This window comes from Chryseobacterium sp. Tr-659 (genome assembly GCF_011752975.1).
Lineage (GTDB): Bacteria > Bacteroidota > Bacteroidia > Flavobacteriales > Weeksellaceae > Chryseobacterium.
The window spans coordinates 387,274-410,197 of the sequence record NZ_VWWP01000003.1 but is presented as its reverse complement, the minus strand read 5'-3'; the positions used below and the strand labels follow the sequence as shown (position 1 = coordinate 410,197).

The following is a 22,924-nucleotide window of genomic DNA, read 5'->3' as shown; positions in this document are numbered from 1 at the left end:
AACAATTGTTTAGTATTAAACGCAAAAATTATGGTTATCTCATAAATAATGTAAATGTTTAATAACTATTGTTTTGTGTTCTGTTTTTCGTCAGGTATTATTTTAAACATAATTTTCTTTTAAGATATTGTTTAAAATATTGGGAAATATTAACAGACGTATTCAAAATAATTTTATATTTGGATTATATAATAATAGTCTATGAAAAAAATATTAGTATCAACTGCTTTATTGGCGGGAGTTCTATCTTACGCAGGAGGCTTCAGAGTTTCTCTGCAAGGGGTAAAACAATTGGCAATGGCGCATACTAGTGCTCATGCCGAAGATGCGAGTGTGACATTCTTCAACCCGGCGGGTATGTCATTTATCCCTTCCAAACTGAGTGTAGTGGCAGGAGGGTTTGCTGCAAGTAATAAAGTTACTTTTCAGAATTTCAATACTTTGCAGAGCGCAGAAACAGATAACCCTGTAGGGACTCCTTTCTATGCAGCGATTACTTATAGACCAATTGAAAAATTAACCGTAGGTCTTAGTGTGACAACACCTTTTGGAAGCACAATTCAATGGCCTGACAACTGGGAAGGGAAAGAAATGGTTCAGAAACTGGAGCTGAAAAGTTTCTATTTCCAGCCTATGGTTTCTGTGAAACTTGCTCCTTGGTTGGCTTTCGGTGCTAGTTATATCTATGCACGAGGGGTTGTGGATTGGGATAAAGCGGTAACACAATTCGATGGACAAGTTAATATCAATGATAAAAAAGCAAGTGGACACGGATATGGTTTCGGTTTCTATTTCAGACCTGATCCGAAGCTAGACATCAGTATTGCTTACCGTTCACCGGTGGATATGAAAGCTAAAAATGGGACGGCTTCATTCAAGTTCCCTTCACAGTCTGTATATTCACAGTTGAAACTGAACGCAGCAGGACAGGATGGCTTCTCGGCAACTCTTCCGCTTGTTGAAGAATATACAATCGGTTTAACATATAAAGTGACACCGAAATGGCAGGTTTCTGCTGACTTTAACTATCATGGATGGGAAAGATACAGCAAGCTTGTATTGGATTTCGACAATGCTCCTATTGGAAACAGCCCGTCAGATCCAACAGTTCTTATAAGCCCTAAAAACTTTAAAAACTCCAAAACATTCAGACTGGGAACTCAGTATGCATTCACGAATATGATCTACGGACGTTTGGGAGCTTATTATGATGAAGCACCTTATTCTACTGAAAACTTTATTCCGGAAACACCTTCGTATGATACATATGTTGTTACAGGAGGTATAGGGTTTAAGCTAAAACAGTTCGGAATTGATATTGCCGGAGGATATGCAATGCCTCAATACAGAAAGGTAAATAACGCGAGTCTAGGATTCTATGGGCAGTCAAAAGCCACAGCATTCTATTTAGGTCTAGGTTTATCTTATAATCCATTTTAATTTTAGAAGACTATGAAAAAAATTATAATATCGACAATTGCAGTTTCTGCGCTTCTTTTTACAGTAACAAGCTGTAATACGGATTTCGATACGGATGTGAAAGATATTCCGGTGACAAAAGGAGATGCGGACTTTTCAAAATATATATCTTTAGGAAACTCTCTTACTTCAGGATACCGTGATGGTGCACTATATAGCAGCGGGCAGAATGAATCTTACCCAAGTATGATTGCAGGGCAAATGCAATTAGCCGGTGGTGGAGCTTTTAAACAGCCATTGATGCCTAACGATGTCGGAGGGTTTAATAACCTTCCCGGTTTTCCAGGGAAGCTTACCTTGCAAGTCGTTAACGGATCTTTATCTCCGGTAGCAAGTGCGCCGGCTGCGGCATTGGATAATGTAACGGCAGGTGGCCCTTATCAGAACATGGGGGTTCCGGGAGCGAAGTCATTTCACCTTGTTGCACCTGGATATGGCAGCCAGGCAGGTCTTGCAACAGGAACTGCTAATCCTTATTTCGTAAGGTTTGCTACTTCTGCAACAACCAGTGTTCTTGCAGATGCTATGGCTCAGAAACCAACATTCTTCTCATTATGGATCGGTAATAATGATGTGTTGTCATATGCTACTAACGGGGGAACAAACTCTCAGACGGTAGGAGGTGTTACAACATATTCTACCGCAATGGTTCAGACAGGAAATTCAAATCCTGCAACATATAAATCTAATGATATTTCTGATCCTGCAGTAGTGGCGGGATCTATTAAAGGTGTTCTTGACGGGCTTAAAAGTGTAGGAACAACAAAAGGTGTTATTGCAAATATTCCTTATGTTACTTCAGTTCCTTACTTTACTACAGTTCCCTATAATCCTTTAACACCAGCAGCTTTAGGAGCTAACTTAACAACTCTTAACTCAAGCTTATACGGGCCATTAAAGCAGGCGCTTACCGCTTTTGGAGCTGGAGATAGAATTAATTTACTTTCTTCCACAGCTTCAAATCCTGTTCTAATCAAAGACGTTGCCCTTACAGATTTGTCAGCTCAACTTACTGCCGCATTGACTCCGTCTTTAGGGTTGCCAACTGCAGCAGCTTTCGGGCAGATTTTTGGGCAGGCAAGACAATCTACGCCGGATGACTATATTCTTCTTCCAACAAGTTCTCTGATCGGAACTACGGCAGCTGGTGCGCCAGCTCCGGTAAATGTTTACGGGATTTCGTATCCGCTTCAGAATCAACATGTGCTTACGAAAATAGAAGCGGGTTATGTAAAAACAGCAACAGATGCTTATAACGCTTCTATAAAGTCACTTGCTGATTCTTACGGATTGGCATTTGTAGATGCGAACAGTAAAATGATCGAACTCAACAGTCAGTCAGGAATTTTATTTGACGGAGTAAGATATACCGCTAAGTTCGTTACAGGAGGTGCCTTCTCTCTGGATGGTGTACACTTAACAGGACGTGGGTATGGCGTTGTAGCTAATGAATTTATTAAGTCTATCAATGCGAAATACAGATCTACACTTCCGCAGGTAGATCCGAACAAATATTCAGGAGTTAAATTCCCTTAATAATTGATAAAATAAAAACTTAGAAACCACAGGAGTAAATCTTGTGGTTTTTTTTTAAATTTGCAAAATCTTTTAAAAAGTAAAAATGGCCGATCAGTTAAGTTATCTATTTTGTACAAGAACCAGCAGGGACTTGGCAGAGAAAATTGCCCAAAGTTATGGGAAAGAATTAGGAAAAATCAACTTTCAGGAGTTCAGCGACGGGGAATTTGAGCCTGTTTTGGACGAATCTGTAAGAGGTGGAAGAGTTTTCCTAATCGGGTCTACATTCCCGCCTGCAGACAATCTTTTGGAACTTCTTCTAATGATTGATGCAGCAAAAAGAGCCTCTGCAAAGAGCATTACTGTTGTAATTCCTTATTTCGGACTTGCAAGACAGGACAGAAAAGACAAACCTAGAGCACCGATCGGTGCCAAGTTAGTTGCTAACCTTCTAACAGCAGCAGGTGCAACAAGAGTAATGACTATGGATCTCCACGCAGATCAGATCCAGGGATTCTTCGAAATTCCGGTAGATCACCTTTATGCTTCTACCATCTTTGTTGATTATATCAAATCTTTAAACCTTGATAATCTTACCATTGCTTCTCCGGATATGGGAGGTGCAAAAAGAGCAAAAAATTATGCTGGCCACCTGGGTGCAGAAGTCGTAATTGCTTATAAAGAAAGAAAAAAGGCAAACGTTGTAGAAGAAATGTTCCTTATTGGAGATGTAACGGGTAAAAATGTTATCCTTATTGATGATATGATTGATACTGCAGGTACACTTTGTAAAGCCGCAGACATCTTAATTGAAAAAGGAGCAAAAACCGTAAGAGCTATGGCAACCCACGGAGTACTTTCAGGAAAGGCATACGAGAATATTGAGAACTCACAACTTCTGGAAGTTATTGTAACTGACTCAATTCCTGTTAAAAATAATTTGTCATCTAAAATAAAAGTGCTATCTTGCGCCCCATTATTTGCAGACGTTATGACAATGGTGCATGAGCACAAATCAATTAGCAGTAAATTTGTTATTTAATTGATTTTTAGCAGATTGCAAATTAAAATTAGAACAATTTTTTAAATTTTTTATAAATGAAATCTATTACAATTCAAGGTACAAAAAGAGAAAGCGTGGGCAAAAAGTCTACAAAAGCTTTACGTGATGCTGAATTAGTTCCTTGTGTTGTTTATGGAGGTGAAGCACCTTTAAACTTCTCTGCAGAAGAGAAAGCTTTCAAAGGGTTAGTATACACTCCTGAAGCACACACGGTATCTATTGAAGTTGACGGAAAAACAATTCCAGCTGTTCTTCAGGATATTCAGTTTCACCCAATCACTGACAAAATTCTTCACATCGACTTCTATCAGTTATCTGACGATAAGCCAGTTATCATGGAAGTTCCAGTAAGAATTACAGGTCGTTCAAAAGGTGTTGTAGCTGGTGGTGTTTTACGTCAGTCTTTCAGAAAACTAAAAGTAAAAGCTATCCCTGCTAACCTACCAGACGAAATCGTTGTAGATGTTACTCCACTAAGAATTGGTAACAAACTTTACATCGGTGGTATCAAAACAGAAGGATATTCTTTCGTGCACCCGGACAATGCAGTAGTAGTTGCTGTTAAGATGTCTAGAAATGCAATGAAAGGAGGTGCAGCAGCAATGGATGATGAAGATGAAGAAGAAGTTGCAACTGAAGAAGGTGCAGCTCCAGAAGCAGCAGAAACTGCAGCAGAATAAGAATTGCTTATTTACACAATATAGAACCTGTCAATTTATTGGCAGGTTTTTTTATGTAATCTACTAGACAAAATTAATTTGTAAAAAAGCGAAATCGTAAAATGGTAAAAAGGTTTAAAGACAAAGGAAAGGATAGAATGAAAACTTCCTATGAATGATAAGGCTCTTTTTAGTGCCTTCGCTCTTCGGCAATCTTACCTTTCCGTTTTATTGGTTTTCTCCACCTAAACTATTGAATATTTCTATTAGCTGACAACTATCAGTGCTTCTTCAAATGCTTCCTTTCGGAAAAAAAGCCGTAAATTTGAAGTGTTCTAAATAAGAACGTTGTAATTTAAAAAATAAATAAATGTTTGACATTCAGGAAATAAGAAGCCAGTTTTCTATATTGGACAGAGAAGTGAACGGTAAACCACTGGTTTATCTGGATAATGCAGCTACATCTCAAAAGCCAAATTCGGTTTTGGAAGTCTGTCACGCATATTATACCGAACTTAATGCGAATGTTCACAGAGGAATTCACACTCTAAGCCAGCTGGCAACAGAAGAAATGGAGCTATCCAGAAGGAAGATCCAGAAATTCATCAATGCAGAGCATGATTTCGAAGTCATCTTTACAAAAGGAACCACAGAAGGGCTGAACCTTATTGCATATATCTTAACACAGAAGCTTAAAAAAGATGATGAAATTATTATTTCATATCTGGAACATCATTCTAATATTGTTCCGTGGCAAATGCTTTGTGAGAGAACAGGAGCAAAGCTTCGCGTGATTCCTATAGATGAAAATGGTGTTTTGCAGTTGGATCAATTTGATCAGTTTTTAAGTGACAAAACTAAAGTGGTTTCTGTAAACCAGGTTTCCAATGCATTAGGAATTGTAAATCCTATTGAAGAGATTATTGCAAAAACGAGAAAAAATACGGATGCATATATCGTGATTGATGGTGCGCAGTCTGCCCCGCATTTTACTATAGATGTTCAGAAGCTTGATTGCGACTTCTTTGTATTCTCAGGACATAAAATGTATGCTCCGATGGGAACAGGTATTTTATATGGGAAACGTGAAATATTAGAAGCTTTACCTCCGTTTCATGGAGGTGGAGAGATGATTGCGACATGTTCATTTGAAGGAACTACGTATGCAGGGCTTCCATTCAAATACGAAGCAGGAACGCCAAACGTGGGTGGAAACATCGCTTTGGGTGCCGCTGTTGACTTTATGAACAGAGTGGGACATGAAAATATTCAGAATCATGAAAATGCTTTATTAGAATATGCTCAAAGACAGCTATTAGAAATAGAAGGACTTAAAGTGTACGGAGAAAAAGCAAAAAGAACAGGTGTCGTTTCCTTTAACCTTGAAGGAGTAGGAATTGCTTCTGATGTAGGAATGATCCTGGATAAAATGGGAATTGCCGTAAGAACCGGACACCACTGTACACAGCCTATTATGAACTTCTTTAATATTGCCGGAACCGTAAGAGCAAGTTTTGCTGTTTATAATACTTTTGAAGAAATTGACAGATTGGTGGAAGGAGTTAAAAAAGCGCAACGAATGTTGAGTTAATAAACAACTATACTTCTTAAGATATAAACAAAAAAGCAGCTATGAGCTGCTTTTTTGTTAGTCCATAGGTACGCAGTAACATCTGCCATTGATGATAACCTGATAATACCCGATAGCGCATTCAAGACAGATTTCTCCTCCTGCCATGATGCTTTTCATTTTTTCTTTGTCAATCTTTTTCATATTGATTAATTAAAGTGTTAGTAATCAAATATAAAGATAAATGATAAGTTTAGAAAAAGAATGATATAAAAAAGCCCTGTTATCAAATAACAAGGCTTTCATAATATTGAAAAGCTATAAAAGCTTTATTCTTTTTTAAAGGGTAGGCTTCCAGTCAACCACGGCTCTGATAAATGCTTCAGCATTTTCAACCGGAACATTAGGCAAAATTCCATGTCCTAGATTGGCAATATACCTGTCTTTTCCAAAACGATTGATCATTTCATTCACCATTTTTTTAATTGTCTCAGGTGTAGAATGAAGTCTTGCAGGATCAAAATTTCCTTGCAGAGTCATTGTATGATTGGTTAATGTTCTTGCAAATTCAGGTTTGATAGTCCAGTCTACTCCAAGAGCAGAAGCTTTGGACATCGTCATATCCTCCAAAGCGAACCAGCATCCTTTTCCGAACACAACCACATGGGTAAGCGGGCTTAGTGCTTCAACAATCTGGTTAATGTATTGCCATGAGAATTCCTGATAATCCGTAGGAGAAAGCATTCCTCCCCAAGAATCGAAAACCTGTACGGCAGCAACTCCTTTTTCTACTTTTCTCTTCAAATAAGCAATCGTAGTATCTGTAATCTTCTGAAGTAACAAATGAGCTGCTTCAGGCTGTTGGAAGCAGAAAGACTTCGCAATATCAAAGGCTTTACTTCCTTTTCCTTCCACACAATAACAAAGGATGGTCCAAGGGGAGCCTGCAAAACCGATCAATGGAATTTCATTATCCAGCTTCTGTAGTGTAAGTTCAATAGCATCAAAAACGTATCCTAAAGTATCATTCACATCCGGAGTTTCAATATTCTGAACCTGTTCCATTGTTCTGATAGGAGTATCCAGCCATGGGCCAACAGATTCCTTCATTTTGAAATCAATTCCCATTGCTTGCGGAACCACCAGGATATCGGAAAACAGAATCGCTGCGTCCAAAGGAAATCTGCGGATAGGCTGTAGGGTAATCTCAGCCGCAAGCTCAGGTGTCTGACATCTTGTAAAGAAATCATATTGATCTCTTAGGGCAATGAATTCCGGCAGATATCTTCCAGCCTGCCTCATCATCCAGACAGGAGGTCTTTCAACGGTTTCTCCGCGAAGTGCTTTTAAATATAGGTCGTTTTTTATCATAATCTATTTAAATAGTACCGGCCATTTCCGGCAGTATATATTCTAAATTGTATTTCCCATTTGCCTTCTGATCAGCTCAAAGATAGAAGTCAAGGTGTTTTCTTCGGAAGTAAAAATGTTTTCCTTGGTATAATTTCTCAACTCACCGGAAGTGGTTTCACCAATTGAAAAAAGTTTCATGCCTTCCAGAGAATTTCGCCTTGCAAAACTACGAACTCCGCTCGGACTAAAAAATACTGCAGCATGATATTTTTCAGGTATTAAAGGATTGATTTCCTCCGTATTATATAAGGTAACTTTTTTATAACTGATGTTTTGCAAAGGCAAATCTTTGTCCAGAACATTGATCGCCAGATTGCCGCAGAAGTGAAGAAATTGTTCATGCTGGCAGTTTCCAATAATAAATTTGGAAAGCACATCTGCATTTTTCAACACTTTAAATGTCCCGAATCCATGTTTTCTTAATGCTCTTTTTGTTTTTTCACCCACACAATAAATCTTGTTGTAGTTTTTGGCGGTAAAATTTTCATTAGGCTTGAATCTGTTTTTGAAAAACGAAGCAACTCCATTCACACTGGTAAAAATCAAAGAATAATTTTTCAGGTCAAAAGGGCTGATCATGATGGGCTTTGTCTTAATTACCTCAATACAATCAACCAAAATATCCTCTCCTAATTCTTTGGATATAATCGTTTGGTCTATATTTTTGGTAAATAAGATTTTCATGTCTGATAAGTTAAGAAGATGAAAAAAAGGTGAATAAAGGAATTTAAAATCTAAAATGAAATTATTCTAGATCTGGCTTTTGATTTCTGCCATTAATTCTTTCCCTCCGTTTTCAAGAACAACTTTTGCAAACTTTTCTCCAAAATTCTCTGTTGGGTTGTATTCGAAGTTTTCATCAACTGCAATACAGTTTTTACCATCCAGAGAACAAAGGGCCGCTTTGAAACGGATCTGATCTCCGATGATTTCTGCAAAAGCTCCGATAGGTGCCGTACAGCCTCCTTCTAAAGTACTTAAAAAGTTCCTTTCAATCTCTACACAGATCTGCGTCTGCTTATGGTTGATTTTGCTAACAATTTCATTGATCTCAGGCTTGTCGGAATGTCCGGCTACCGAGATTACTCCTTGTGAAGGTGCAGAGATCATTAATGGAAGCATCTCGTAATCAATTTCCATTTTCATCCTTTTGATTCCAGCCAGAGATAAAATGGTGGCATCAAAGTTTCCGTCTTCCAGTTTCTGAAGTCTGGTTTGAATATTTCCTCGAATGTCTGAGAATTCGGTATTCGGATAATTTCTTAACCAGAATGCTCTTCTTCTTAAGCTGCTTGTTGCCAGCTTCAGTTCATGGAAATCTTTATTTCTTGCAGATTCTTTTCTAATAAGGATATCCTGAGGATAATCTCTTTCCAGATGAGCAATCATCTCAATATTGTGAGGCAATTGAGTAGGAACATCTTTTAAAGAATGTACCGCAATATCAATTTCATCATTCAATAAGGCAATATCAAGGTCTCTTGTGAAAACCCCGGTAATTCCTAAAGAATAGAGTGGCTGATTAAGGTTCTTATCGCCGGAAGAAACGATAGGAACAATTTCCGTTAAATAATTGTTGTTCTGAAGGTGCCTCGCAACCTCTCTAGCCTGCCAAAGTGCAAGTGCGGAATTTCTTGTTCCGATTCTAATGCTTTTCATTGAATTCGTTGTTTGGTTGTTCAACTAATATTTCGTGCATTAATTTACTAATTTCTTCGGCTTTTAAAGGGTTGTCAATAATATATTTTGCAAAACGGTTGGTAATTTTCTGGATCATTTTATCAGAAAGTTCCATGTCCGTGATGTTTATGTATTTGTTCTTTTTGTAAAAATTATGCATTTCATTACGTTCCATATTCTTTAAAACGGCTTTGAAATGATGAATATTGGGTGCCAGTTTTCTTTTTTTCTCCCATTCAATGAAATCTTTCATCAGTTCTTTGATGATCTTTTCAGCTTTTGGAATTTCTTTTTCACGCTGTTGGATCGTTTCCTGAATCTGTTTTGAAAGTTCATCAACATCAATCAGGGTTACATTTTCATTTTCTGTAACATTCTTTTCAACATTGTGAGGTATTGAAAGATCAATCACTAAAGTTTCTTTTCCGTTCGGGAAATGAGACTGGTTGATGATGGGGTGCTTGGCTCCCGTTGCCACAATAAGAATGTCTGTATCTTTTAATTCCTTGTCAAAATCAGAATAATCAACGTGAGGAATATTATATTTCTGGGAAATCTTTTCAGCTTTCTCCTGAGTTCTGTTGGCGATTTTAATTTTGGGCTGGTAAACATGTTTTACCAGATTTTCAACAGTATTCTGTCCAATTTCACCTACACCCAAAAGAAGGATGTTCTTTTCCGTAATTTTCTTCTGGCTGTTCAAGATATAATGAACTGCTGCATAAGAAACAGAAGCTGCTCCATTAGAAATACCGGTTTCATTCTTTATCCTTTTTGAAATCTGAATGGCCGCATTAATCGCTCTTTCCAGATAAGGATTAGAATTTTGTCTCTCTTTTTTAAAACGGCTGTATGCTTTTTTGATCTGACCAATGATTTCAAAATCCCCGATGATCTGGCTCTCAAGCCCGGCAGCTACTCTGAAAAGGTGAATCAAGGCTTCTTCTTTCGTAAGAATATTGGCGAACTGAAGGAAATCAGTAAGGTGTACCCCTATGGTTTTGCAATACTCTTCAGCTACTAAAAGATAATTGGGAGAGGTGGTGTAGATTTCGGTTCTGTTACATGTGGAAACCACAAATGCATCCCCAAGGTCTTCCTGATGGACACGGGAAACAAAGTTTTTGATGTTTTCATCAAAGAATGCAAATTTTCCTCTCGTTTCTACATCGGCCTTTTCGTAGCTTATGGAAAGCACGGCAAAATTTGATGTTTGATGGATGTTGGAATACTGTAACATAAGCAGTCGCAAATTTACGCTTTTTTTAATTAATCATCCTCTGAAAGTGTATATGATAATTATCGTAAAAAACTATAAGACGGGATGGATGTTAATTTGCGAAATAGCAAAAATGCAAAATGGCTTATCCCATCAAACGATAGTTGTTTTACTTTTAATTTCTCCATTTTCTTTAGTCTTTTCACCCTTTTGCGAATTCGCTTTTTCACCCTTTTAATATCCCATGAATTTTAGTTGAACTCAAACTCTGTAATTATCTAAACTGAAAGTTAATAAAGAATTATAAATTTTAATAAAATTTTAACCAAATTATGTTGGTGGGAAATTTCTTTAATAGTGTTAAATTTATATCTTTGTAAACTTAAAATCAGAAGAAAAATATGAGTTTATTTGATATGTTTACGCAAGAAATTGCGATAGACCTTGGAACTGCTAATACCCTTATCATCCATAATAACAAAATTGTTATAGATCAACCTTCAATTGTTGCAATTGAACGTTCTTCGGGTAAGCCGATTGCCGTGGGTGAGCAGGCTAAACATATGCAGGGTAAAACTCACGAGGATATCAAAACTATCCGTCCTTTGAAGGATGGGGTTATTGCTGATTTCCACGCTTCTGAACATATGATCAAGGAATTTATCAAAAAAATCCCCGGGATTAAAGGTAAATTCATTCAACCAGCATTACGAATTGTAATCTGTATCCCTTCTGGTATTACTGAAGTTGAAAAAAGAGCGGTAAGAGATTCTGCTCAGAAAGTAAACGCAAAAGAAGTAAGATTAATCTATGAACCAATGGCTGCTGCAATTGGGGTTGGGATTGACGTACAGAAACCTGAAGGTAACATGATTATCGATATAGGTGGAGGTACAACGGAAATTGCGGTAGTAGCTTTAGGAGGTATTGTATGTGATAAATCTGTGAAAATCGCAGGAGATGTATTTACCAATGATATTGCTTATTACTTAAGAACTCACCATAACCTTTATATCGGAGAAAGAACTGCAGAAAGAATTAAAATTGAAGTAGGTTCTGCTGTAGAAGATCTGGATGTTGATATCGAAGATATTCCGGTACAAGGTAGAGACCTTATTACAGGTAAACCTAAAGAGATTATGGTTGGATACAAAGAGATTGCACGTGCATTAGACAAATCGATCATCAGAATCGAAGATGCTGTAATGGAAACACTTTCTCTTACACCGCCGGAACTGGCTGCGGATATTTACAAAACAGGTATTTATCTTGCCGGAGGAGGAGCGTTACTAAGAGGTCTTGCGGACAGAATCCACAAAAAGACAGGTCTTCCTGTATTTGTAGCTGAAGATCCGTTGAGAGCTGTAGTTCGCGGAACAGGTATTGCCCTTAAGAATATGGATAAGTTCAATTTCTTAATTAAATAATTCTAACTTTTTACGACTTTATATCTGAATGGGATTTTTGCTGAGATTATTTTCGAAGAACACTCTTTTCGTCTTCTTTATATTCCTGCAAATTATTGCTCTGGTTTTGATATTCTCAAGAAATGCTATGCAGAAATCCTGGATTGCGGGCCAGACTGCTGCGTTCAATTCCTGGGTTTCCGGATATATTGACGAAGGAGTTTCTTATCTGAAATTAAAACAGATCAACGAAGATCTTGTCGTTCAGAATAAAGCCCTTATGACTGAACTCTATGGGAAAGACAGATCAAAGAATCCCGTTTTCAAAAGAGTTCACGATACCCTTGGCGGAGGGCAGATCTATACTTTTGTAGATGGTGAAATCGTTTTCAATAGTATTAACAGAAGAAACAATTATTTTACAATCAACCGTGGCCGCAGAGACGGAGTCTTTCCCCAAATGGGAGTAATGGCACCACGAGGTATTGCGGGGATTGTAATCAATTCTACAGATAGCTATGCGTTGGTTCAATCTGTCTTGAGTGTTAACAAGATCAGAATTAATGCGGCACTTAAAAATTCAGGATATTTTGGTACCTTAACATGGAATGGAGATAACTCCAGGGTAATGCACCTTGCAGATATTCCAAAATATGTTGCATTGAAAGTAGGAGATACGGTGGTTACCGATGGTAAGTCTGCTATCTTTCCTAAGGGAGTAATGATTGGTACCATTGCAGGATACTCTGTAGATAACAAAACCGGCTTCTGGGATATTTCCGTGGAGCTGAGTGAAAAAATGGGAGCGTTAAATAAAGTGTATGTAGTGAAGAATCTTAAGAAAGCAGAAGTGCAGAAGATTCAGGATACCCTACAGGCTGTAATAAAAAAAGAAAATGATTAGCAGAACTTTATTTACCGATATATTGATCATGATTTTTCTTGTTGCATTACAGATTTTTGTATTGAACAGGATTACGCTTTTCGGGAAATATACTCCGGTATTATATCCTGTGTTTGTTATGTTCTATCCTTTTTTCAGAAATAAATTTCAGTTCCTGGCATTGAGCTTTTTAATAGGGCTGTCTATTGACGGTTTCCTTTATTCTTGGGGTATCAATGCATTTGCAACAACGTTAATTGCTTATTTCAGAACGTTGATTTTCAGGACTTCCACAGATACGTCAACAGACTTTTTCTCTTTTCAGTCCCTTCAATGGGCGCAGTTTTTGCTGTTTTTATTTTCAAGTATTTTCCTGCATCAACTTTTAGTACAATATATTGAGTTCTTTAAGTTCAGCAGGTTTTTTGAAATATTATTTAATGTGTTGGTAACAAGTGTAATTTCGTTTATCTTTATAGTCATCTACGCATTAATATTTAAAATCAAACAAAAAGTTTGAACACACGTTATTTAAAAATTTTTTCCATCCTCGTTGCCATCGCCATTATCTTTGTGGTGAGGCTTGCGTATTTGCAGTTGTTTACAGACCGTTATGCCCTGAATGCTGCCAATACCTCTATTAAAACAGAATATATTATTCCTCAGCGTGGGGTCATTTTCGATAGAAACGGTAAAATTATGGTGGGTAACCAGCCTGCTTATGAGATATCGTTTACTCAGGCTTTAATGAAACCTGATTTTGATACCTTAGCTTTCTGTAGTTTAATGAAAATTACAAAGCAGGATTTTATCAATAAAATCAATATTATTAAAAAAGAAAAGTATTATTCCAAGCTGACTCCGATGACTTTTATTAAAGACCTCAGCAGGGAAGATATTGCAAGAGTTCAGGAAATTATTTTTAAATATCCCGCATTTAATATTGTATCTAGACCTCAGCGCCAATATGAAGTTTCTACTTCCGGAAACCTTTTGGGCTATACCAGTGAGGTAAACGAAAGGGATATTAAAAAAGATTCTACTTACTATTTGCCTGGAGATTTTATTGGAAAAACAGGAGTTGAAAAATCCTATGAAAAAGAACTCCGAGGTATAAAAGGAATTAAATATATCCAAAAAGATATCAGGCTGCGTAATATCGGGTCCTATAAAAACGGAACATTGGATAAAGATGTTATTACCGGGAAGGATATTACATTAACCATTGATTACGATCTTCAGAGAACCGCTGAAGAAATGCTTGTCAACAAACACGGTGCAATTGTAGCGATAGACCCGAATAATGGGGAAGTATTGGTTGCTGCTACAGGACCGGATATTGATCCTAATCTTTTCACCGGACCTAATAAATCAAAAAACTTATATGCCCTGTCAAAAGATACGCTTTACGAAAATAAACCTACTTTTGACCGTTCTTTACAAGCAGGATATCCTCCGGGATCCACATTCAAATTGTTGACTGCCCTGGCTGCAATGCAGATGGGAGTAATGGATGAAAAGACTATTTTCCCTTGTGGCGGCGGTTTTTTCTATAAAGGGAAAAGAATTAAAGGGCATGGTGGAGCAGATCCGCTTATTCCTTCCATTCAGGTTTCCAGTAACTGCTTTTTTACGTACGCATTCATTGCCATTATTAAAAAATATCCGGGAAATCCTTCCAAAGGTGTTGATGAATGGAAAGAAATCATGAGCAGTTTTGGAGTTGGAGAATTTTTAAATAATGATTTTGCTGTAGGTGCAAAAGGAAGAATCCCTTCCGGAGATTTTTACGAAAGAAGGTTTAAAGCTATCATGAAAGCTAGTGGTTCCAAGAGAACTGACTTTAAAAATTGGGATGAGATGTCTACCGGTGCTATTTACAACGGAATGGGACAGGGAGATGTTTTGGTAACTCCTATTCAGCTGGCAAATTATGTAGCGGCGATTGCTAACAGAGGCTGGTATTATACACCTCATATTGTAAAAGCAATTGATGGGAAACCAAACCCCGATCCAAGGTTTAAGGTTAAACATAAAACCTTAGTTGATCCGAAGCACTTTGAACCCGTTTTAAAAGGAATGGAAGCTGTGGTTTTAAGAGGAACGGCAAGAGGGTTGAAATCCAATGACTTTACGCAATTAGCAAAAACAGGTACAGCACAGGTTCCGCAAGGGAAAGATAATTCTATTTTTGTATTGATTGCTCCTGCAGATAAGCCCAAAATTGTAGTAGTTGCAGTAATGGAGCATGCAGGATTTGGTGCTACATGGGCTGGTCCGGCTTGTACCGTTATTGCAGAAAAATATATCACAGGTGATCTGAAACGTGAAAATCTTTATAAAAAAATGATTACGTCCAGCTTTATGCCGGAATATAAGAGACAGTGGATAATTGACCTAAAGCGTAAAGGGCTGTATGTTGATCCCAAACCGGATTCAATTAGACAAAAAAGAATAAAGGATAGTCTGGAACTCGTAAAGAAACAAAAAGCCCAGCTGCAAAAGAAAATAGAAGAAGAAACTAAAAATAATAACACGGCTAAAAAACCTGTCAAACAATGAAATGGACTGAAGGAATAGATAAACTGGGCCTTGGGCTGTATTTCCTGCTTTGCATTTTTGCGATTGCAAACATATACAGTGTAGACCAGAAGCTGGGAGAAAAACAATTGGTTTTCTTCTGTATTTCTTTATTTGTAGGACTTATCATATTTGTGGGAAGAAGTAAATTCTTCGAAAATATGTCCGGAATCATTTATATTGGAGGAGTTCTTCTGCTGGTAGGACTTTTCCCGTTTGGGAAAGAGATTCTCGGGCAAAAGAACTGGTATAAGTTTGGAAGTTTTACCATGCAGCCTGTTGAGTTCGCAAAAATAGGAACAGCACTCATGCTTGCCAATTATGTTTCGAGCCCGGATTTTAATCTTAAAAATAAGAAATCACTTTGGATGGCCCTTGCAATTATAGGGATCCCGGCAGCGGTTGTTTTGGCTATTCCGGATGTTGGTTCCATGCTTGTGTTTATTGCATTCTTTATTGCTTTATACAGAGAAGGGCTGAGTGGTCTTTTGTTTGGGCTGGGATTTATTTTTGCTGCAGTTTTTTTGGTGTCATTGGCAATTCCTCCGGTGTATGTTGCAATAGCAATTTTAGTAATTGCCGGTATTCTGATTGCAATGAACTATCATAGAATGTCCTGGGATGTAATTTCTATTTCAGGAATTTCAGCATCTATTCTTATATTGTGCGGACTGGCTTTCGGGTCTCCTTATATTTTAGAAAAACTTCCTAAACACCAGAGAGAAAGAATTGATGTTCTTTACAAAGGTGAAAAAGCATTTAGAGATACTTCAGGGTATAACTTACTCTATTCCAAAACAGCCATCGGATCCGGTGGTGTCTGGGGAAAAGGATATCGTGAAGGATCGGTTACACAGGGGAAATTTGTGCCCGAGCAGGAAACGGATTATATCTTTTGTACAGTAGGAGAAGAATGGGGCTTTGTAGGAAGTGCAATTCTTATCCTGTGTTATATGGTTTACATCGGAAGAATCTATTATCTGGCAGAGAAACAGAAATCCACTTTTAACCGGGTATTCGGGTATTGTTTTGCCTCAATCCTTTTGATGCACTTTTCGATCAATTTAGGAATGGTTATGGGGCTTTTTCCTACGGTTGGAATTCCTCTTCCGTATTTCAGTTATGGAGGAAGTTCTTTATTGGCCTTTTCTATGATGACTTTTATCTTCTTTAAACTTAATTATTCGGATAAGAATAGTCTTGTATAGAAGCGGAAACCGGTATCAGTTTTAACAGCTGTCCTCTTAGGATCTCATAAATAAAAATCAGCGAAATCTCCAAAATCAACGAGATACAACTTTAATCATAAAATTTTATGAAAGAAACATATGTCCTTGATCAAAACTTTGAAAATACAGACTGTTCTCAATTAGCTACAGGCGAATATGAAAACTGTATTTTCAGAAATTGTAATTTCGAATATGCAGATCTATCTGGTTTCAGTTTTGCAGATTGCGAGTTCATTGAATGCAACCTCAGCATGGCAAAATTGGTAAAGACTGCCTTTCATGATGTGATCTTCAAAGAATGCAAAATGTTCGGGCTTCAGTTTAGCGATTGTAATGCTTTTGGGCTATCATTTCAATTTGATGGGAGTGCTTTAAATAATTCCGTTTTTTATCAGACCTCTATTAAGAAAACAGTTTTCAAAAACTCCAGGTTAATTGAGGTTGATTTTGCTGAATGTGATTTATCAAATGCTATCTTTAGTAACTGCGATCTGTCAGGCGCTGTTTTTGATAGCACAAATCTTGAAAAAGCAGATTTTCGAACATCGGTCAACTATTCAATAGATCCGGCTTTAAATCGGCTTAAAAAAGCTAGATTTTCGCTTTCTGAAATCTATGGTCTGCTGTATAAACTGGATATTGAAATTGATAAGAATAGTTGATATCCGTAATAATGCAATAGCAAATCTGAAATAAATAGAAATTAATTCAATAGGAGCGGGCTTTAGCCCGCTTTTTCTATCCATATATTCCATTGGCTTTAGCCAAAATTTGATGTAATAAGCAGGATACATAAAAAAGCCATCAGAATTCTGATGGCTTCATTATTTAAATCAATTATTTATAAAATTAAAAATTTGCTGGTGTAGCGGGAGTAACAGCGGCTAAGTTGTTGTATGCTTCTCCTTCTTCGTTAATCACTCTTTTGGCGAATCTGAATTTTGGTCCCCAATAAGAATCATTCAGTGAAGAAATCATTACCCCTTTTGATGTTGCTGCGTGGATAAACTTGATCTCACCATCTTCAGTAACGCTTTCTACGATACCTACGTGAGAAATTCTTCTTCCGTGAGAAAAGAAAATTAAATCTCCTTTCTGCAACTCTCCTCTTTCCACTCTTTCACCCTCCTGAGCCTGAGATGCTGCTACTCTTGGTAAGCTAAGACCTGCTGCTGCTCCGAATACAGAAAGAACAAAAGCTGAACAATCTATACCGTTTCTTGTAGTTCCTCCATATCTGTAAGGAGTCCCAAGGTATGTTTCAGCTTCTTCAAGGATACCATCAATGGTTTTATTATGTTTGATTGCTTTTGCAATCTCAGAATTCTTAATTGCTTTTTTAGCATTAGCTATAGATGCAGCCTTTTCAGCAAGGAAAGAGTCGATAAGTTTCTGCTTATCCTGCTCCATTTTTTTGTTATCTATAGAAGCTAGTTTGGCATCTGTTTTGTATTCTTTTGTGTAAGTTGCTGGTTTTGAAACCACATAATTAGTAGCACACGATTGCAGTGAAACAGTAGTAACTAAAGCAACTAAATAAAACAAAACTCTTTTCTTCATATATATTTGATTATCCGTGTTAAAAAGGAATATTTATTTTCAAAAGCATTACAAAAGTAGAGATTCCGAGCAAAAGACCCCTGTTATGATAATTGTCAGGATCTTATTTTAACACTATTTAACATATTGTTTGCATATGTTAAAGAAAAATAAACCGCAACAGCCTATTTTTGGTGAGTGTGCGGTTTTTTTTATTAAGATTCTTTAACAAACTCTATCGATTTTCTTCTATAAATCGGTATTTGTGATGTAAAGTTCTAATTTTCAGGGCTGTTAAAAAAACAAAAAAATTCCCCGGAAAACCGAGGAATTTAAACTAATATGGAACTTTACAGGACGTTATTTTGTAAACAACATTTCTCTGTATTTTGTCATTGGCCAAAGCTCATCGTCTACCATCATTTCCAATGCATCAGAAGCTTCTCTGATAGGATCAAATAAAGGCTTTACTTTGTTGCAGTACTCTTCTGCCTGCTTTTGGCTGTTTGATGTATTTTTTGCTGCCTCTCTGGCTTTGATAAGAACTTCAACTCCAAGTTTGATCTTGGAAACATTTTCAGAAATACTTGTAATCAAGCTCATCTGTTCTTTTGCTAAAGATTTGAATTCCTTATCACCAAAGATATCTTTAAGGCCTTTTACGTTTTCAATTAATCTGTTCTGATAATTTAATGCAGAAGGAATGATATGGTTTCTTGCAATATCACTTAAAACTCTCGCTTCAATATCGATTACAGTAGAATATTTTTCTAATTTAATTTCATTTCTCGCCTCAACTTCTCTGTGGTTAAAAATTCCCATCTCTTCATATAGATCCAGAAATTTCTTATCCATTTCTTGTTTTAAAGCTTCAGGAGTTGTTTTAAGATTGTTCAACCCTCTTTTCTTAGCTTCTTTCGCCCAGTCGTCAGAATATCCGTCACCTTCAAACATAATGTTTTTACACTGCTTGATGTATTCTCTCAATACATTAAAGATAGCTTCATCTTTCTTAAGACCGGTTTCTATTAAAGCATCAACTTCTTTTTTGAAGTCATTAAGCTGTTTTGCTGCAATGGTGTTCATTACAGTCATTGATTCTGCACAGTTTGCAGAAGATCCTACCGCTCTGATCTCAAATTTGTTTCCTGTAAATGCAAATGGAGAAGTTCTGTTTCTATCCGTATTATCTAATAAGATTTCAGGAATTTTTCCAACTACATTTAATTTTAATTCTGTTTTTTCTTCCGGAGATAATTTTCCGTTTGTTACTTTCTCAAGTTCCTCCAATACACTGAATAGCTGGCTTCCGATGAATACAGAAATAATTGCTGGTGGAGCTTCATTAGCACCAAGTCTGTGGTCGTTGCTTGCAGAAGCAATACTTGCTCTTAAAAGGTCTGCATATTCATGAACCGCTTTAATTGTGTTAACGAAGAATGTTAAGAACTGAAGGTTTTTCTTTGGGTTTTTCCCTGGGCTTAACAGGTTTTCTCCCGTATCAGTTGCTAAAGACCAGTTGTTGTGCTTTCCGCTTCCGTTTACTCCAGCAAATGGTTTTTCGTGGAAAAGAATGTGGAAATGGTGTTTGTGAGCTACTCTTGCCATGATATCCATCAACAAAGAGTTGTGATCTACTGCAACGTTCACTTCTTCAAACATTGGAGCAAGTTCAAACTGATTTGGAGCGACCTCATTATGTCTTGTTGTTGCAGGAATACCCAATTTCATACATTCGATTTCCAGTTCCTTCATAAAGTTCATTACTCTTGTAGGAATTGAACCGAAGTAATGGTCGTCAAGCTGCTGCCCTTTTGCCGGAGAATGTCCTAAAAGCGTTTTACCTGTTAAAACAAGGTCCGGACGAGATTGGTATAATGCTGAATCAACAAGGAAATATTCCTGTTCCCAACCTAAAGTAGGAGTTACCTTTGTTACGTTTTTGTCAAAATACTGCATAACATTTGTTGCAGCTTCATCCACAGCATTTAAAGCTCTTAATAAAGGGGCTTTATAATCTAAGGTCTCTCCTGTATAAGAGATAAAGATAGAAGGAATACATAATGTTGTTCCCATGATGAATGCCGGAGATGTAGGATCCCAAGCAGTATAACCTCTTGCTTCAAAAGTATTTCTGATACCTCCGTTAGGGAATGAAGATGCATCAGGCTCCTGCTGGATCAGCATGTTTCCACTGAATCTTTCAATCGCTCTGCCTCCTTCGATAGGTGTGAAGAAAGAATCGTGCTTTTCTGCAGTAGTACCAGTCAAAGGCTGAAACCAGTGCGTGTAGTGTGTTACGCCTTTGCTCATTGCCCAGTCTTTCATCGCAACAGCTACCTGATCTGCGATATGTCTCTGGATCTTGGTTCCTTTTTTAATGGCATCCATAATAGAACCGAATGCTTCTTTCGTTAAATATTCTCTCATCGTTTCTTCCGAGAAAACATTTTTACAGAATAGTTCTGATAATTTCGCAGGGATCTCAACAGAGTTGTCTTTTCTGAAATCCTTGAATGGTAGGGTTTCTAATGCTTTGAATCTTAAGGTTGACATATTTGGGTGATTTTTACTGGGCAAATTTACAAAAAAAACAATTCGAAAATTATTTTACCCTAAAAAAATAAGGGGTGTTTTTAAAATTTACATAAATTAAACGCTTGTTTGGTATGTTTTTAATGGGGTGCTTAATGATTTAAAGGCTAAATGTTGGTTTTTAAGGGTGTTTTTAAAGGGGGTGAAAACCGTGGATATATTTTACATTGAGGTTTATGTCTTGTCATATGGATTAAATAACTTATTAAAAGATACTTAAAATAAGTTGAACGGAGATTTTGTATATTTGTGTGAAATTTATTTTATGACAAATTCTAGAGCAAGAGAAACTACAGAGGCTATTGAAAGATTATACATCTCTATGAGACACTTATTTTATAGAGGATTTTTCAAGCCGGGCGGGGTTTCAGGAGAAAGTATCAGAAGTTTGTTGAAGACCATCAATCCGGAGATTTATGGAACCATGAATATTCCGAGCAAATTGGAACTTGACGGTTTGATGTATGTTTTGGACAGACTTCCGGAGGGGATTGAGGAATGTGCTTTTATTCATCTTACATCTGATGAAGGGTTTGATAAAGGAAGTTTCGAACCTATTGTTCCAAAGAAAAGAAGAAGAAACTGTTATAGAATAGACGAACACCAGATGAATATTGAGGTTCTTTTGGGCCGGTCCGAAATTTATGACATTCTTACCCACCTTACCTTCTTATTTATAGAAGCTGATAAAATCCGTAACCTGGCATTCATTCAGGATGAAAACTGGAAACCGACACGCGCCTTCAAAATCATTGAAGAAGTAGTGAAAGGAGAAAAGAAATTCAGCAGAAAAGAAAAAGAGGTGGCACTTATTCATCTTTCTTCTTTAATAGGAAGATCTTTTGATGAAACATTAAGAGCTTACAATACCTTCGGAGATGATCAGAATCCTGATCGTTTATTTAAAATCATCTACAACTTAGGAAAAGTAAGTCTGGAGGATGCAAAAAGTACCAGAGAAAGAGAAATTCATTTCAGCTCCATATTGAAAGAAAGGGTAGGACACCATTATTTTGGTGAAAAATGGGCAAACAAAGTGAAAGAAGTTTTATTTGAAAACAATCTTCACATGCGTCCTTTGCATATTATTTCTGCCAACATGCACTCAGTAAAAAATATGCTGTATGCTAATGATGCCCTTAAAAAGAAACAGCATCATGATGTGGATTATAAACTTTACGAAGAGATTTCCAATAAAAAAGAACTTCGCGACAAAGTATTGAAATATGCTTTGGATGAAGGAATGATTTATATTGCTGATAAAAGTGGAAGTAATATTGATGTTCAGATCATTGACCTCAGCAAAACAAGTTTAAAGAATACACCGTTTGCAGATAGCAAATTTTCCGGAGATGATGTTGTAATGGTTTTTGATTACGCCTTCGGAGAACAGGCTTTCGAAGTAATGGATGAATTGCTGAAACCTTTCGAACACAAAGGAGAAGTTTACATGATGCATGTAAAATCCGTTTCAATTATGGGAAAAGCAGGAATCCTTACTGGAGAAAAAGGAGATATCATGATCCCGACTTCCCACATTTTTGAAGGAACTGCAGATAATTATCCTTTTGAAAATGCATTAAAGCTGGAAGACTTCAATGATGATGAGCTAAAAGCTTTCGAAGGACCAATGATTACCGTTTTAGGTACCTCCCTTCAGAATAAAGATATCCTTTCGTACTTTATGAACACTTCATGGAAGGCGATTGGTCTTGAAATGGAAGGAGCCCACTACCAGAAAGCGATTCAGGTAGCTTCTAAAATCAGACATCATATTTCACCGGATCTGTTTGTATGTTATGCTTACTATGCATCGGATAATCCTTTGGAAACAGGAAGTACATTGTCTTCCGGAGGACTAGGGCTTACAGGAGTAAAACCAACCTATCTGATCACCTTAAGAATCCTTGAAAAAATTCTAAGAAGCAGCAAGAAAGAGATTTCTGCTAAGAAATAATTCTAATTTAAGAATGATAATATCAGCCTCAGATGTACTGTACATCTGAGGTTTTTTGTTTATGAACCTTGTCAAGGTTTTAAACCTTGACAAGGTTCCTTTAGAAGAAATTGCTAAATTGTGTATCTTGAAAA

The 22,924-nt window shown here is 37.0% G+C and carries 19 protein-coding genes; 12 read left to right on the top strand and 7 right to left on the bottom strand.

The genetic code is table 11. The annotated features are described in order from the left end of the window. Positions 1-201: 201 nt before the first annotated feature. The 5 genes from F3J23_RS09445 (at position 202) to F3J23_RS09425 (ending at position 6,310) form a co-directional block, all read left to right on the top strand. On the top strand, positions 202-1,440 hold the full coding sequence (locus F3J23_RS09445; RefSeq protein WP_167027495.1) for an OmpP1/FadL family transporter: 1,239 nt from the start codon (positions 202-204) through the stop codon (positions 1,438-1,440). Positions 1,441-1,452: 12 nt separating this feature from the next. Further along, a complete protein-coding gene (locus F3J23_RS09440; protein ID WP_167027492.1) occupies positions 1,453-3,015 on the top strand; it encodes a G-D-S-L family lipolytic protein in 1,563 nt (520 codons plus the stop codon). Positions 3,016-3,100: 85 nt separating this feature from the next. Continuing rightward, a complete protein-coding gene (locus F3J23_RS09435) occupies positions 3,101-4,039 on the top strand; it encodes a ribose-phosphate pyrophosphokinase (protein WP_167027489.1) in 939 nt (312 codons plus the stop codon). 56 nt (positions 4,040-4,095) lie between these two features. Further along, positions 4,096-4,740: a 50S ribosomal protein L25/general stress protein Ctc gene (locus tag F3J23_RS09430; RefSeq protein WP_167027486.1), complete on the top strand. Its 645-nt coding sequence runs from the start codon at positions 4,096-4,098 to the stop codon at positions 4,738-4,740. A 349-nt stretch (positions 4,741-5,089) separates the two neighbouring features. Continuing rightward, complete coding sequence (locus F3J23_RS09425) at positions 5,090-6,310, top strand: aminotransferase class V-fold PLP-dependent enzyme (RefSeq protein ID WP_167027483.1); 1,221 nt, start codon at positions 5,090-5,092, stop codon at positions 6,308-6,310. Between the two features lie 57 nt (positions 6,311-6,367). Here the strand turns inward: F3J23_RS09425 and F3J23_RS09420 are convergent, their stop codons facing one another. From F3J23_RS09420 to hemA, 5 genes are all read right to left on the bottom strand, one after another. Further along, entirely contained in the window at positions 6,368-6,493 is a 126-nt protein-coding gene (locus tag F3J23_RS09420; RefSeq protein WP_167027480.1) for a GNAT family acetyltransferase, read from the bottom strand. Positions 6,494-6,628: 135 nt separating this feature from the next. Continuing rightward, positions 6,629-7,660 carry a uroporphyrinogen decarboxylase gene (hemE, locus tag F3J23_RS09415; RefSeq protein WP_167027477.1) on the bottom strand — a complete coding sequence of 344 codons (1,032 nt, stop codon included), beginning with the start codon at positions 7,658-7,660 and terminating at the stop codon, positions 6,629-6,631. Positions 7,661-7,702: 42 nt separating this feature from the next. Beyond that, complete coding sequence (locus F3J23_RS09410) at positions 7,703-8,386, bottom strand: uroporphyrinogen-III synthase (protein WP_167027474.1); 684 nt, start codon at positions 8,384-8,386, stop codon at positions 7,703-7,705. Positions 8,387-8,452: 66 nt separating this feature from the next. Continuing rightward, positions 8,453-9,361 carry a hydroxymethylbilane synthase gene (gene hemC / locus F3J23_RS09405; RefSeq protein ID WP_167027471.1) on the bottom strand — a complete coding sequence of 303 codons (909 nt, stop codon included), beginning with the start codon at positions 9,359-9,361 and terminating at the stop codon, positions 8,453-8,455. Further along, complete coding sequence (gene hemA, locus F3J23_RS09400; protein WP_167027468.1) at positions 9,348-10,622, bottom strand: glutamyl-tRNA reductase; 1,275 nt, start codon at positions 10,620-10,622, stop codon at positions 9,348-9,350. The genes hemC and hemA overlap by 14 nt, the downstream gene beginning before the upstream one ends. Before the next feature lie 380 nt (positions 10,623-11,002). Between hemA and F3J23_RS09395 the strand changes: the two genes are divergently transcribed. The 6 genes from F3J23_RS09395 to F3J23_RS09370 all read left to right on the top strand — a co-directional run bounded on the left by F3J23_RS09395 (position 11,003) and on the right by F3J23_RS09370 (position 17,361). Next, on the top strand, positions 11,003-12,028 hold the full coding sequence (locus tag F3J23_RS09395; RefSeq protein ID WP_002982450.1) for a rod shape-determining protein: 1,026 nt from the start codon (positions 11,003-11,005) through the stop codon (positions 12,026-12,028). A gap of 28 nt (positions 12,029-12,056) precedes the next feature. Further along, complete coding sequence (gene mreC / locus F3J23_RS09390; protein WP_167027465.1) at positions 12,057-12,911, top strand: rod shape-determining protein MreC; 855 nt, start codon at positions 12,057-12,059, stop codon at positions 12,909-12,911. Then, positions 12,904-13,410 (top strand): hypothetical protein, encoded by a 507-nt coding sequence (locus F3J23_RS09385; RefSeq protein WP_002982456.1) that lies wholly within the window; start codon positions 12,904-12,906, stop codon positions 13,408-13,410. The genes mreC and F3J23_RS09385 overlap by 8 nt, the downstream gene beginning before the upstream one ends. Next, positions 13,407-15,452: a peptidoglycan D,D-transpeptidase FtsI family protein gene (locus F3J23_RS09380; RefSeq protein ID WP_167027462.1), complete on the top strand. Its 2,046-nt coding sequence runs from the start codon at positions 13,407-13,409 to the stop codon at positions 15,450-15,452. Before F3J23_RS09385 ends, F3J23_RS09380 begins: the two co-directional genes overlap by 4 nt. Further along, positions 15,449-16,678 carry a rod shape-determining protein RodA gene (rodA, locus tag F3J23_RS09375; protein ID WP_167027458.1) on the top strand — a complete coding sequence of 410 codons (1,230 nt, stop codon included), beginning with the start codon at positions 15,449-15,451 and terminating at the stop codon, positions 16,676-16,678. The genes F3J23_RS09380 and rodA overlap by 4 nt, the downstream gene beginning before the upstream one ends. 107 nt (positions 16,679-16,785) lie before the next feature. After that, complete coding sequence (locus F3J23_RS09370) at positions 16,786-17,361, top strand: pentapeptide repeat-containing protein (protein ID WP_167027455.1); 576 nt, start codon at positions 16,786-16,788, stop codon at positions 17,359-17,361. Positions 17,362-17,548: 187 nt separating this feature from the next. Here F3J23_RS09370 and F3J23_RS09365 read toward each other — a convergent pair whose 3' ends face one another. Continuing rightward, positions 17,549-18,259, bottom strand: coding sequence for a C40 family peptidase (locus tag F3J23_RS09365; protein ID WP_167027452.1), 711 nt, complete (start codon positions 18,257-18,259; stop codon positions 17,549-17,551). A gap of 339 nt (positions 18,260-18,598) precedes the next feature. Then, positions 18,599-20,794 carry a glutamine synthetase III gene (locus F3J23_RS09360; protein WP_167027449.1) on the bottom strand — a complete coding sequence of 732 codons (2,196 nt, stop codon included), beginning with the start codon at positions 20,792-20,794 and terminating at the stop codon, positions 18,599-18,601. A 304-nt stretch (positions 20,795-21,098) separates the two neighbouring features. On the opposite strand from F3J23_RS09360, the gene F3J23_RS09355 reads away from it, so the two are divergent. Next, positions 21,099-22,790, top strand: a complete 1,692-nt coding sequence (locus F3J23_RS09355; protein ID WP_167027446.1) for a DUF6909 family protein — start codon at positions 21,099-21,101, stop codon at positions 22,788-22,790. The last annotated feature ends 134 nt before the right edge of the window (positions 22,791-22,924 follow it).

Bases quoted from the DNA above. Each gene is read 5' to 3' on its own strand.
- F3J23_RS09440 (WP_167027492.1), top strand. From the start codon at position 1,453: ATGAAAAAAATTATAATATCGACAATTGCAGTTTCTGCGCTTCTTTTT.
- F3J23_RS09355 (WP_167027446.1), top strand. From the start codon at position 21,099: ATGACAAATTCTAGAGCAAGAGAAACTACAGAGGCTATTGAAAGATTA.
- F3J23_RS09365 (WP_167027452.1), bottom strand. From the start codon at position 18,259: ATGAAGAAAAGAGTTTTGTTTTATTTAGTTGCTTTAGTTACTACTGTT.
- F3J23_RS09425 (WP_167027483.1), top strand. From the start codon at position 5,090: ATGTTTGACATTCAGGAAATAAGAAGCCAGTTTTCTATATTGGACAGA.
- rodA (WP_167027458.1), top strand. From the start codon at position 15,449: ATGAAATGGACTGAAGGAATAGATAAACTGGGCCTTGGGCTGTATTTC.
- F3J23_RS09430 (WP_167027486.1), top strand. From the start codon at position 4,096: ATGAAATCTATTACAATTCAAGGTACAAAAAGAGAAAGCGTGGGCAAA.
- hemC (WP_167027471.1), bottom strand. From the start codon at position 9,361: ATGAAAAGCATTAGAATCGGAACAAGAAATTCCGCACTTGCACTTTGG.
- F3J23_RS09410 (WP_167027474.1), bottom strand. From the start codon at position 8,386: ATGAAAATCTTATTTACCAAAAATATAGACCAAACGATTATATCCAAA.
- mreC (WP_167027465.1), top strand. From the start codon at position 12,057: ATGGGATTTTTGCTGAGATTATTTTCGAAGAACACTCTTTTCGTCTTC.
- hemA (WP_167027468.1), bottom strand. From the start codon at position 10,622: ATGTTACAGTATTCCAACATCCATCAAACATCAAATTTTGCCGTGCTT.
- F3J23_RS09385 (WP_002982456.1), top strand. From the start codon at position 12,904: ATGATTAGCAGAACTTTATTTACCGATATATTGATCATGATTTTTCTT.
- F3J23_RS09435 (WP_167027489.1), top strand. From the start codon at position 3,101: ATGGCCGATCAGTTAAGTTATCTATTTTGTACAAGAACCAGCAGGGAC.
- F3J23_RS09360 (WP_167027449.1), bottom strand. From the start codon at position 20,794: ATGTCAACCTTAAGATTCAAAGCATTAGAAACCCTACCATTCAAGGAT.
- hemE (WP_167027477.1), bottom strand. From the start codon at position 7,660: ATGATAAAAAACGACCTATATTTAAAAGCACTTCGCGGAGAAACCGTT.
- F3J23_RS09395 (WP_002982450.1), top strand. From the start codon at position 11,003: ATGAGTTTATTTGATATGTTTACGCAAGAAATTGCGATAGACCTTGGA.
- F3J23_RS09420 (WP_167027480.1), bottom strand. From the start codon at position 6,493: ATGAAAAAGATTGACAAAGAAAAAATGAAAAGCATCATGGCAGGAGGA.
- F3J23_RS09445 (WP_167027495.1), top strand. From the start codon at position 202: ATGAAAAAAATATTAGTATCAACTGCTTTATTGGCGGGAGTTCTATCT.
- F3J23_RS09370 (WP_167027455.1), top strand. From the start codon at position 16,786: ATGAAAGAAACATATGTCCTTGATCAAAACTTTGAAAATACAGACTGT.